Annotated in this window: 4 protein-coding genes; 2 read left to right on the forward strand and 2 right to left on the reverse strand. The window is 70.1% G+C overall.

Translation table 11 applies throughout. The features are described 5' to 3' along the window. Window positions 1-49 precede the first annotated feature (49 nt). Window positions 50-850: an SDR family NAD(P)-dependent oxidoreductase gene (locus HDC93_RS35010; RefSeq protein WP_311774711.1), complete on the reverse strand. Its 801-nt coding sequence runs from the start codon at window positions 848-850 to the stop codon at window positions 50-52. 37 nt (window positions 851-887) lie between these two features. Then, window positions 888-3,098, reverse strand: coding sequence for an MMPL family transporter (locus HDC93_RS35015; RefSeq protein ID WP_185014855.1), 2,211 nt, complete (start codon window positions 3,096-3,098; stop codon window positions 888-890). Window positions 3,099-3,196: 98 nt separating this feature from the next. Between HDC93_RS35015 and HDC93_RS35020 the strand changes: the two genes are divergently transcribed. After that, window positions 3,197-4,345 carry an SDR family oxidoreductase gene (locus HDC93_RS35020; protein WP_185014856.1) on the forward strand — a complete coding sequence of 383 codons (1,149 nt, stop codon included), beginning with the start codon at window positions 3,197-3,199 and terminating at the stop codon, window positions 4,343-4,345. A 45-nt stretch (window positions 4,346-4,390) separates the two neighbouring features. Continuing rightward, complete coding sequence (locus tag HDC93_RS35025) at window positions 4,391-11,761, forward strand: SDR family NAD(P)-dependent oxidoreductase (protein WP_311774712.1); 7,371 nt, start codon at window positions 4,391-4,393, stop codon at window positions 11,759-11,761. Window positions 11,762-11,780 lie beyond the last annotated feature (19 nt).

The raw sequence follows: 11,780 nt of genomic DNA on the forward strand, positions 1-11,780 counted from the left end.
TCTCTAGACCATGTCCGGCTGGGCGTCGTGCGCTTCTTGACCGGAACGCTTAGGCGTCTTCAGTGTGTTCCTGGTGGCCGTATGCCGGTGGCCAGAGCCGGCCAGGGGCAGAGAAGTCCCAGGACAGAGGCTTCAGCAAGGGTCTCGGCAAGTACCGCAGGCCCCAGCCGGCGATTTTGTAACGCATGCTGGGCACGCTCACCAGACATCCTCTGGCGAGGTCTCGAAGCGCATCGCCCACTACTCGGTCCGCCTCGAGCCAGATCCAACGCGGCATGGGAGACGTCTCGATCCCTGTCCGCCGGAAGAGTTCGGTCCTCGTGAAGCCGGGCAGCAGCGCCATCATCCTCACACCGGATCGCCTTACCTGGGCCGATCTGCCGATCGCCTCGGTGAAGGAGAGTACCCATGCCTTGCTGGCGGGGTACGTGGTGGCCAGGCCACCCGGGCCAAGGGCACTGAAGGAGGCGACGTTCACCACGCAGCCCTTCCGCCGCTCGATCATCCCCGGCAGTACGGTGTGCGTGAGCCGCAGCACCGCGCGCGTGTTGAGATCCAGCGCCTGTTCCTCGGCCTCGACCCCGTTGCGCAGGAAGGCCCCCGCCAGCATCGTTCCCGCGTTGTTCACCAGCAGATCCACGGCGCCGAGATGCTCCTCGACTTGCCTGCAACCGTCTAAGGTCGACAGGTCCGCCGCCACCGTCCGTACCGACACGTTCGCCTGTCGGCGCAGTGGTTCGGCCACGTCCTCCAGGGCGTCACGCGTCCGAGCGACGAGGATGAGATCGTGGCTGTCGCGGGCGAGCCGCTCGGCGAAGGCACGGCCGATGCCGGACGTGGCGCCGGTCACGAGGGCAAGGGGCACGGAAACCTCCCGATTAGCACATTCACACCGTTTCACCGGCCGGAGAGGGACGGGCGGCCGTGCGGCGGCCCGAAGCGAACGGCAACCACCAGTTGACCCGACCGGCCAGCGTCATGGCCGACGGCACAAGCAGGCACCGAACGACCGTCGCGTCGACGAGGACGCCGATGACAAGCACCGTGCCGAGTAGCTGCATGACCGTCACTGAGGAGGCCAGGAGCGGCGCCATGGCCGTGATCAAGGCGATACAGGAAGCCGTCACCACGCGGCCGGTGCGGACCAGGCCGGTTGCCACGGCCCGCCGATTGTCCCCGTGCAGCAGATACTCCTCCCTGATGCGGGCGACGATGAACAGCTCGTAGTCCATGCTGACGCCGAAGACGATGCAGAACATCAACATGGGGAGCAGCGGATCAGTGACTCCGGTCGCGGTGCCGCCGAGCCAGTGGGCGAACCGTCCTTCCTGGAAGAGGAAGACCATGGCACCGAATCCGGCGGTCATGCTCAGCAGGTTGGTCAACAGGGCCTTGACGGGGATGAACAGACTTCGGGTGAAAAAGGCGAGCAGGACCCCGGTGGCCAGGCAGATGACGATGGCGGAGCGCACGGCTGCTTGGCGCAGCGTGTGCAGGATGTCGAGTAGTACTGCCGTCTCGCCGGTCACCATGAGCGGGCCGGTGCCTTGGTCCGAGCGGATGTGGCGGACCAGGTCCTGTGCGGCCGGGCTGCTCGGGTCGAGGCGCGTGACGACCTGCAACCAGGTGCCGCGTGTCGCTGAGGCAGCCGCGTGGGAAGGTTTCGCACCGGATGCGGTCCCTTCCCTGTGGCGTCCTTCTTCCGGCTGCCGCACACCCTTGCGGTAGGTGCCGCTGGGGCCCGACACGAACTCGACGTTTCGGACTTGTGAGAGGTCGGCGGCCAGGCGGGCGGCTTTCGGGGCGCCGGGCTGGACGGTGGGCAGAAGCACCAGGGGGGTCGAGCCCGCCGCCAGCGGAAAGTCCCGGCGCACGTCCTGAGCTTCGGTCCGTACCGGTGCTTTGGCAGGCAGCCAGCGTTCGTCGATGAGTCCCCATTGCACACGAAGGAAGGGCAGGGCGAGAAGAACCAGTACGCCCGTGGACACGAGGAACACCGTGGCGGGACGGCGCAGCACAGCGGCGATGCCCTTGTGCCGCGCTCCGTCAGTCGCCGTGCCGTGACGTCGAGGGCCCAGCCGCCCGTATTCGAGGTGCTGGCCGAAAAATCGCAGAACCAGCGGTACGAACGCCAGGACCACCGAACAGGCCAGGATCACGACGGCGACGGACGCTGCACCCAAGGAACGCAGGAAGGGAAGGGGAACGAGTAGCAGAGCCGACAAGGACAGTGCCACGGTGGCCGCCGAGCACAGGACGGTCCGCCCGGTGGTTCGGGAGACGACCCGTGCGGCGTCGCGCGAGTCCAGTCCTGCCTCGCGTTCCTCCCGGAATCTGCTGATCATGATGATGCTGTAGTCGATCGCCAGCCCCAGCCCGAGGGCGGTGGCGAGGTTCGGCGCGAAGACCGACACCTGCATGACGCCGGTCAGGCCGTAAAGCACCGCTTGGGTACCGGTGATGCACAGCACGCCAACGCCGAGTGGAATCGCGGCCGCCATGAGGGAGCCGAATGCCAGGTATAGCACGAGCGCCAGCAGCGGGATGCTGACCAGCTCGGCGCGCACGAGTTCCCGTCGGCTCCGTTCGGCCAGGTCGGCGTCGACGACTCCACGGCCTGTCGCGGTGACCCGGAAGGGGGGACGGGATCCCGAGAAGCGGTCCGCCAGCTCTTCGGCCCGCCGCTCCACCTGCGCGTCGGACCCACGCAATCGCACCTGAACCAGTGCTGCGCGCCCGTCACGGGAACTGAGCCGCGTGTCACCGGTTCCCCACCAGGAACGGGCGTACACGACCCCAGGCGCGGATGCGACCTCGGTCGTCAAACGCCGGCCCTCGCGCTCAGCGTCGAGATCCCGGACCGAGCGGTCAGTGCGCAGAACGAGCAGGAACTGCGGGCTTCCTGTTTGGAAGTCCTTCTCCAACTGGGTCTCGGTGCGGGTGGATTCACTTGCCGCGTTGAGGTATCCGCCGCTGCTGGCGCGTGTTCCTGCCGCAAGGGTGAGCGGAAGGCACAGACAGGAGGCCAACACGATCAGCACCGCGACGGCCCACCGAACCGAACGCGGGCTCTTGTCCGAGGAGGCGGCACGCTTCACGACCCGGAACGCTACACACCACACGACAGACACGCAAAGTAATCAATTGTATGCAAAGAGTATTTGCGTGACTGCGCAATGTAGTTCATCCTTCCCCCGTGACGACACTCCTCACCGGAGCCACAGGCTTCCTGGGTTCGAGACTTCTTCTTGGCCTGTTAACACGCAATCAGCACGTCACCGTGCTTGGCCGGGGCTCTTCCTCTTCACTGCGCACCCGCGTTCGGGCGGCCCTGGAGGCCGTAGCGGGACGCGCTGTCGAGCCGGACGACGCAGCCCGTCTGCGCTGTGTCGGCGGCGACATCACCCAGCCCTGGCTCGGTCTGCCGCCGGCTCTCTACGGACGTCTCGCGCGTGAAGCCGAGGCCGTGTGGCACTGCGCGGGGGACATCGCGCTCACCGGGGAACGGGGCCGGCTGCTGCATGCCAACGTGCAGGGAACCGCACACGTCCTGGAGTTCGCCGAAGCGACCGCTGCGTCATGCCGCCTGATCCACATGAGCACGATCGCGGTCGCCGGCAGGCGCGACGTCGGACACGTCGGCGAGGACGACCTCACCGACGCGTACGGCTTCGAAACGCACTACGACGAGTCCAAGTACCGAGCGGAGGTGCTCGTACGCGACTGGGCGCGGCGGCTCGGCCGATCCGCCGTCGTGCTGCGCCCGAGCGTCGTCGCGTCCGATGCCGCCCTGCCCACCGGGGCTCCCGGGCACCCGCTCGAGGTGTTCGGAAAGCTGCTGGACGCGGTGGCGGCCGGCGGCGGCCCCGGAATGCCGACTACGGCGGCACGGCACCGGGACGGAATGCGGCTGCGGCTTTACCTGCCCGTCGATGCCTCGATCAACATCGTGCAAGACGATTACGCCACGGAGGCGATGCTGCGCATCGGGCAGGACGCCCCGCCTCCGGCCCAGGGCGTACGGACCTGCCATGTCGTGCACCCGTCGGACACCCCGGTGCGCCTCCTCACGGAGGCCGTGGAGAGCCGCTATCCCGGGCTGACGATCACGTGTGTCAATGATCTGCCGGATCCCACGGCAGCGGAGCGGTACGTCGCGACCGGGCTCACGGGGTTTCTCAGCTACTCGCGTCACACCCGGACCTACGGACGCGGCGGCACCCTCGCCCTGACGGGCGGTCTCCCCGACCCTCCAGCGGTGGACCGCCGGTACCTCGTGCGCGCACTGGGCGGCTGCGATGCCGTCCGGGACCGCCGGCTGCCCGATCCCGCACCCGTCACCTGATCGCACCGCCCCCGCCATATGCCCCACTCTGACCGGAGACCGCACGTGCGTCAGCCCCACCAGCCGCTCTACGAGACCGCGACCTCCGTCGCGATCATCGGTGCCTCGTGCCGCCTCCCCGGCGGCATCCACTCTCTGGAAGACCTCTGGACCGCGCTGGCCGTGGGCCGTGATGTGGTGACCGAGGTCCCCGAAGAACGTTTCGCCGTCGCCGACTTCGTCGATGTCCGCCGGCGGCGCCCGGGCAGGAGCTACACGATGGCCGGCGGCTTCCTGGACGACATCACCGGCTTCGACACCTCCTACTTCACCGGTGTCTCCCCCCGGGAGGCATCCCGAATGGATCCCCAGCAACGCCTGTCGCTGGAGCTCGCGGTCGAGGCCCTGGACGATGCCGGGATCGACCCCGCCTCCGCCCGAGGATCGGACACCGCGGTGTTCATCGGCTGTTCCAGCCGGGACTACGGCGAACTCCAGTCCTGCCGACCGGAGTCCGGTAACGCGTACACCATTACCGGCATGGCCGGCTGCAACGCCGCCAACCGGGTGTCCCACCTCTTCGACTGGCACGGGCAGAGCGTCGTGGTGGACACCGCATGCTCGTCCGCGCTGACGGCCGTGCACCAGGCGTATGAGCACCTGCTCACCGGGCGCTCGCGCATCGTGGTCGCCGGGGGTGTCAACATCCTGATCAACCCACAGGGGTTCGCTGCCTTCTCCCAGGCGTCGATGCTCTCGCCCACCGGTCGCTGCCACGCCTTCTCTGCCGACGCGGACGGCTTCGTCCGAGCGGAAGGCGGCGGCCTCGTGCTGTTGAAGCGGCTGGCTGACGCGCTGGCCGACGGCGACCGGATCCACGGCGTGATCGTGGGCACCGGCACCAACAACGACGGCCGGACGCCGGGCCTCGCTCTTCCGAGCGCCGCGGCCCAGGAAGCACTGCTGCGCGAGGTGTACGCACGAGCCGGCGTGGCACCTGATGAGCTGGCCTACTTGGAGGCGCACGGCACGGGCACACAGGTGGGTGACCCGATCGAGTGCGAGGCGATCGGTCGGGCTCTGGGGGCCGTCCGTGCGAACGTCCTGCCCATCGGGTCGGTGAAGAGCAATATCGGTCACCTGGAGGCCGGGTCGGGTATCGCCGGACTGCTCAAGGCGATGCTGGTGCTCCGGCACCGCACAGTTCCGGCGACTCTGCACGCCGAACCCCTCAACCCTGCCATCGACTTCGGCGCATGCAACATCCGCCCGGTGGTGCGACCAGAGCCGTTGGCTGCCGGCTGCCGGCTGTACGCGGGCGTCAACTCCTTCGGCTTCGGCGGGGCCAACGCACATGTGGTGCTGGCGGCTCCTGCCGAGATCCAGGACGGCGCGTCCGCCGCGCCGACCGGACGCGTGCCGGTCGTCGTCTCGGCACGCACCGCCGACGCGTTGCGCGCCGCGGCCGACCGGATGGCGCAGCGGCTGGAGTTCGCGGAGCCTGACGAGTTCTACGACGTGGCGTACACCTCGGCGGTGCGCCGCGGGCGCCACGAGTACCGTGCCGCCGTACTGGCGGCGGACGCGGCGGAGGCGGTCGAAGGACTGCACGCGGTGGCGAGCGGTGCGGAGTCCCCCATTGAGGCGGTGCGGGGCAAGGTGGCGTTCGCGTTCTCCGGAAACGGCTCCCAGTGGCACGGCATGGCCGCAGACCTCCTGCGGAACGAACCGGTCTTCCGCACCTCGGTGGAGGAGACCGACGCCTCACTGGCTCCCTTGCTCGGCTGGTCCGTCGCTGACGAGCTGATGAGCGACGGGGACCGGCTGCGGCTCACGGAGGTCGCCCAGCCTCTGCTGTTCGCCGTCCAAGTCGGCCTGGTCCGGTTGCTGGCGTCGCACGGCATCCGCCCCGACGCCGTGGTCGGGCACAGCGTCGGTGAGATCGCCGCCGCTCATGTTTCCGGTGCCCTCGACCTCCCGACCGCCTGCCGGGTGGTCGCCGAGCGCAGCCGGGCACAGGCGCTCACGGCCGGCCTGGGCCGGATGGCTGCCGCGGGCCTGTCACCCGAGGAGGCCGAAAAGGAGATCGCCGCCTACGCGGGGCGGCTGGAGATCGCCGGCGTCAATAGTCCGGCGGATGTCACGCTCGCCGGTGATGCGCAGGCCCTGGCGCAACTGGGCCGTGAGCTGTCTGCGCGTGAGGTCTTCTTCCGGCAACTCGACCTCGACTACGCCTTCCACAGCAGGGCCATGGACCGCGCGGAGCAACCACTGCGGGCCGCCCTCGGCCGACTCGCGCCCACGGCCCACCGCGTCCCCTTCGTCTCCACGGTCACGGGCGGCCCGGTCCGGGGAGAGCTGCTCGACTCCGACTACTGGTGGCGCAACGTCCGTGAGCCGGTGCTGTTCGCGGACGCCGTGCGTCATCTGGTCGAAGACGGCTGCCGGATTTTCGTCGAGATCGGCCCGCACACGGTGCTCACTCCGTACCTGCGCCGGATGGTGCCCGCAGGCAGCCCGCTGGGCACGTGTCGCCGCGGGCAGAACGGCACAAGGAGCGTACGCACGGCGGTCGCGCGGCTGCTGGCCATGGGCGTCCAAGTCGAGGACCATCACTTCCCCCGCCCCGGGAAGGTCGTGTCGCTGCCCGCCTACCCGTGGCAGCGGGAGCATCACTGGAACGGCTCTCCGGACTGGTGGGTGCACATCCCACAGGACAGGTCCCTGGTCCATCCGCTGCTGGGCCGCCGGGCGGCGGTCGCCGAACCGGCCTGGCACCAGACCGTGAGCGCGCTGCGGCTTCCCTGGCTGTACGACCATGTGGTCGACGGCGCGGTGGTCATGCCCGGAACCGCCTATGTGGAAGCCGCACTCGCCGCCGGCCGGTCCGCTTACGGGGCCGCCGCGGAAGTCACAGACCTCGACATCATCCGCCCGCTCGTCCTGCCCCGGGACGACGAGCCGGATGAGGTCCTGCTGCAAATCTCCCTCTCGGAGGAGGACGGTGTGGTGCGCATCGCCTCCCGTGGCGGCGATGCGCCGGACTGGCAGATCCACGCCCGCGGACGGGTGCGCCGCCTGCTCCCCGCTCGGCCCGCCCCGCTCGACGTGGGGGTCCTGCGCGACCGGCTCACGGGAGCTCGGATCGACGCACGGCACCACTACGCGCAAGCGGCGAGTACCGGGTTGACATACGGGCCGCGCTTCCAGGTGCTGACCGGGCTGCGGGTCGGAGACGGGGAGGTGCTGGCGGACTATGCCTGCCAACCCGCCCAGGGGGAGCAGCAGTTGGAGGCACACCCGGCCGTCCTCGACGGTGCGTTGCAGGCGGCCTCGCCCCTCATCGCCCATCTGCCGGGTGAACGGAGAGCGTATGTGCCCACGGCCATCGGCGCCGTACGGGTCTGGGTGTCGCCTGTCCGGCGTGGGCTGGTCCACGTCCGTCTGGTCTCCCGTACCGCGCAGGACGTGCTGCTGGACATCACCCTCACGGACGAGGACGGCACGGTGACGGCGGAGCTGACCGGCTGCCGTCTGCGGGCCATCACCTCGGACCGTGGCCCTGGGACCCCGCAGACACTCGTACCGGTGCTGCGCGCCGCGCCGCGTGCCGGTGACGATCCGACCGGCGGCGCCGTCCCTGTGCCGGCCCCCGAGCAGATCGCCGCCGCTACCTGGTCGGAGCGAGCGGCACTGGAGGAGAGCTGCGACGACCGCTACGCCTCGTTCGTCCCGCTGATCAAGGAGACGGTCGGCCACTGGGCGGCCCGGGCGTTCGACGAGTTCCTTCCGGACGGGGCGGACTGCGATGTGGCCGCGCTGCTGACGGCGGGGGTCCGACCGAAGTACGCCTCCTACCTCGGGTTGTTGCTGGCCCTTGCGCAGCGGGCGGGGCTCGTCGAGTCGGTCGGAGGGCGTCTGCGTCGCACCGGGACGCCCCGCCCGCTGGAACTCATGCGTACCTGCGTGGAGCGTCACCCGGAGTGGATTTCGGCGATCGCCGTGTACAACCGGTGCGGCACGCATCTGACGGACATCCTGCGCGGTGATGCCGACCCTCGAGAGCTGCTGTTCTCCGAGGCCGATCGGCACCATGTGGAGGCGTTCTACGCGGACACCCCTCAGCAGCGCCTGCAGGCCCGTTATGCGCGCGCGCTGTTGGCCGAGGCGGTGCGGCACTGGCCCGCGGACAGGCCGTTGCGCGTCCTGGAGGTCGGTGCGGGCACCGGAGGTGCCACCAGTGGATTGCTGCCGGTGATGCCGCCGCACCTCACCCGATACGTCTACACGGACGTCTCCGCCGCGTTCTTCCCGCGCGCCCAGGCACGGTTCGGTAGCTATGACTTCGTCGAGTACCGCACGCTCGACCTGGAGCGCGATCCAAGCGAGCAGGGTTTCACACACGGGGAGTTCGACGTCGTCATCGCGGCGAACGTGTTGCACGCGACCAGCGACATGCGGGCCACCTCACGCCGGGTCGGATCCCTGCTCGCGGACGGCGGCCTCCTCCTGGCGCTGGAGAGCCACGACGAAGAGGTCGTCGGTCCGTGCTTCGGACTCCTGGACGGCTTCTGGTCATTCACCGACGGTGACGTGCGCACGTCACCGCTGCTGCCCCGGCAGGACTGGACCCCTCTACTCAAGGGCTGCGGGTTCGACGAGGTGGCCCAGGTGGGCAGCGCGTGCGAGGCCGCCCGGGGGGACTACTCGGTGCTACTCGCGCGCCATCGGTCCCAGCAGACCTCAAGCGATCAGCAGCCGGCCGAGGGCACGGGGACGCGGTGGCACATCGTCTGCGAGGGGCAGACGGGTCGGCTCGGTGCGTCACTCGCCGAGGCGCTGACGGCCGCCGGTGCGGCCGAGGCCGTGACGAGCACGGCTGCCGAGGACTGGCAGGGCGAGATCCAGCTTCCTGACGACCGTCCGACCGGAGTGGTCCTCCTCTTCGACGACGAGTGGGGGGAGGGCGGGACGGGCGCAGTGACCACGCGCCGGGCCGGGTTGATCCGCACCGCGGCAGCCGCAGCGGCGGACGGCGACCTGTGGCTGGTGACCGGCGAGACGGGCCTGTTCCCTGCTCCCGACCGGGCGGGCGATCCCTCGAACGCCGCCCTGTGGGGAGTGGGACGAGTGGTGGCCAACGAACTGCCGGGGCTGACGGTACGTCGGCTTTCCCTGGCCCGGACGTCGGACGTGACGACCGACGCGCGGCGTCTCGCCGGGGAAATTCTCCACGGTGGTGCCGAGGACGAGGTCGTTCTCGCACCGGGTGGCCGCTTTGTGCCCCGGCTCGCCGAATGCACCCCCCGAGCACGGCCTGCGGAGGGGCCCTGCGCACTGCACCTGCGTGAACCCGGCGCGGGGCACAGCCTGGTCTGGGTACCGGCACCGCCTATGGCACCGGGCCCCGGTGAGATCGTGGTTCAGGTGCGCGCGGCCGCGCTGAACTACCGCGACGTGATGCTCACAGCAGGACTGCTGCCGCCAGGCGCCGAACCCATGGTGCCCGGCGGCCCCGCCCTGGGGCTGGAATGCGCCGGGGACGTCGTAGCCGTCGGCCCGGACGTGACCGGAATCTCCCCGGGCGACCGGGTGTTCGCCTTCGGACACGGCACACTGGCCTCCCACGTCCGGGTCCGCGCCGAACAGAGCGGACCCGTCCCCGACGGCATGTCCTACCGTGAAGCGGCGACCCTGCCGGCCGTCTACCTCACCGTCCAGCACAGCCTCGAGGACCTGGCCCGGCTGACGGCGGGAGAAACCCTCCTCGTCCACGGCGGAGCGGGCGGTGTCGGTCTCGCAGCGCTGCGATACGCGCAGAATACGGGCGCGCGTGTCATCGCCACTGCCGGATCGCCGGTCAAACGGGATCTGCTGCGCACGCTCGGCGTGGAGCACGTGCTGGACTCCCGCAGTCTGGCCTTCGCCGACGCGGTGAAGGAGATCACCGGCGGAGAAGGCGTCGACGTGGTGCTCAACTCCCTGGCGGGAGAGGCGATCACCCGTGGACTGGAGTGTCTGCGGCCCGGCGGACGTTTCGTCGAGCTCGGCAAGCGGGACATCTACGCCAACCAGCCGCTATTGCTGCGTCCGTTCCGCAACAACCTGGCCTACTACGGCGTGGACATCACCCGCCTGGTGGCGGACGCCCCGCTCTCCGCGGCCACCGCGTTCGCGCGGGTGATCGAGCGAGTGAGTGACGGCTCCTACGTTCCTCTGCCGCACCAGACGTTCCCCGCCGCCCGGGTCGGCGAAGCGCTGCGAAGCCTGCGGCACTCCCGCCACCTGGGCAAGGTGGTGGTCGAGTTCGACCCGAATGAGCCGGTGCGGGTCGAACAACCCGACACCCCCGCGGCGCTGGATCCGTCGGCGACCTACCTCGTCACGGGCGGACTGGGCGGTTTCGGCGCGGCCATCGCCCGGCATCTTGCCCGGCGCGGTGCCCGTCACCTCGCTCTCGTCGGCCGCCGGGGCAGCGCCTCACCACAGGCGCCGGCGCTTCTGGAGGACCTGGCGGGCCAGGGAGTCGACGCCCTGGCCCACGCCGCCGACGTCACCGACGCGGACACGATGCGGCGGATCTTCGAAGACGCCGACGCTTCGGGGCGCCCGGTCAGGGGAGTGGTCCACGGCGCCATGCACCTGGACGACGCCCCGCTCGGCGAACTCACGGCAGAGCGGTTCGCTGCGGTGCTCGCACCGAAGGTTCACGGTGCCTCGGTACTGGACGCCTTGACCCGGGGCCGCGACCTGGACTTCTTCGTCGTCCACTCCTCGATCGCCGCGCTGGTCGGCAATCTCCACCAGGCGCCCTACGCGGCCGCCAACCTGCACCTCGAGTCACTCGTCCGGGGCCGCCACGCCGCCGGGCTGCCCGGCACCGCGCTCGCCTGGGGTGGCATCGGGGAAACGGGTTACGTGGCGCGCAACGGCCTCGGGGACACCATGGCCCGCTCGGGCCTGGGTCTCCTCCCGCCGGAGACGGCATGCGCGGCCCTGGACCGGATGCTGGCCCGGGGGGAGGAGACGGCCGTGGTCGGTCTGACGGACTGGGACCGGATGGCCCGGATGCTGCCCGCGCTGCGCACTCCGCGCTTCACCGCACAGCTCGCCGGCCGGGAAGCAGCCTCGCACGGGCCGGGCGCCGACGACTTCCGGGACCGGCTGGCCCGGGCGGCCAGCGCCGAGGAGCGCGCCGCGCTGATCTCCGACACGCTCGCCCACCTGGCGGCGACGGTGCTGCAGACCACGCCGGACCGCCTCGATCGCGCCGCTAACCTCGCGGACCTCGGCCTCGACTCGCTCATGGGCACGGAGCTGAAGGTCGCCCTGCACCGGGTGGTCGGCTACGACCTGCCCTTCATGGAACTCATGGCCGCACGCAGCATCGACGGCCTCACCGAACGTCTCGCCCGCGCCCTGCACCGGGCATCCTGAACAGACAAGGCACCGCACA

The sequence above is a fragment of the Streptomyces sp. AK010 genome (assembly GCF_014207295.1).
Classification (GTDB): Bacteria; Actinomycetota; Actinomycetes; order Streptomycetales; family Streptomycetaceae; genus Streptomyces; species Streptomyces massasporeus.